The sequence below is a fragment of the Streptomyces sp. WM6386 genome (assembly GCF_000972385.1).
GTDB lineage: Bacteria > Actinomycetota > Actinomycetes > Streptomycetales > Streptomycetaceae > Streptomyces.
Map to the genome: position 1 here is coordinate 1 of NZ_JXTE01000304.1, position 751 is coordinate 751.

At 68.4% G+C, this 751-nt stretch carries 1 pseudogene; it reads left to right on the forward strand.

The annotated features are described in order from the left end of the window. A pseudogene (locus TN53_RS48850) lies at nucleotides 1-189 on the forward strand (alpha/beta hydrolase); the annotation flags it as partial. Nucleotides 190-751: the final 562 nt, after the last annotated feature.

The window sequence follows — 751 nt, forward strand, 5'->3', positions numbered from 1 at the left end:
CCCCGCACCTACCTGCGTTTCGGCAGGGACCGGACGATCGCCACCGCACTCCAGGACAGGATGATCGCGGAAGCCGACGCGTTCACGCCCGGCAACAGTTTCCGTGTGCACGACTTTCCCGGGGCGTCACACGTCGGCCCTCTGGATCCCATCCCGGTCGCAGAAGTCCTGGACGCGCTCGCAGGGTAGGGGGACAGGACGCGCGAAGACGTCGCAGTCCAAGGGTGCCTCTGCCTGGGAGCGCCGGAGCCGGACCAGGTCGTGGTCGTGTACAAGCGGCCCGGGGGGTGGGGGCGCTCCCGGCCCCTTTCGAGATCTCCCATACGGCGGAGGGGGCGCAAGGCCCTGCGTGTCAGCGACCTTTCGAAGCCTGGCCTCGCTGATTCAGCCGCTATCGGCCGCTGGGCCGACCCCGGGTCAGGTCTGTACCAGAAACCTGTGCGCGACCTCTTTCGTGGGCAGGGGGCGCGTGGCATGCTCACCGCTCGACACAGACTTGAACCTCGTTCACATCCATGAAAATGCATGGAAAGGCGGACGGACATGGGGAACGCGAGAACGGGCACCGAGGGCTCTCTGAATGTCATGCGCCTGACAAGGCGAACTTTGCTGGGCGGCGCCGTCGCGGCGGCGGCAGGAGCCGGGACCGGGACGGTTGGCGTCCACGCCGCGGCAGCGACCGGCCCCGGAGCCGCCACGACGACTGGAGTACCGCGCGTGTGGGGCGAGTTCACGCGCACCCCCTTCACTC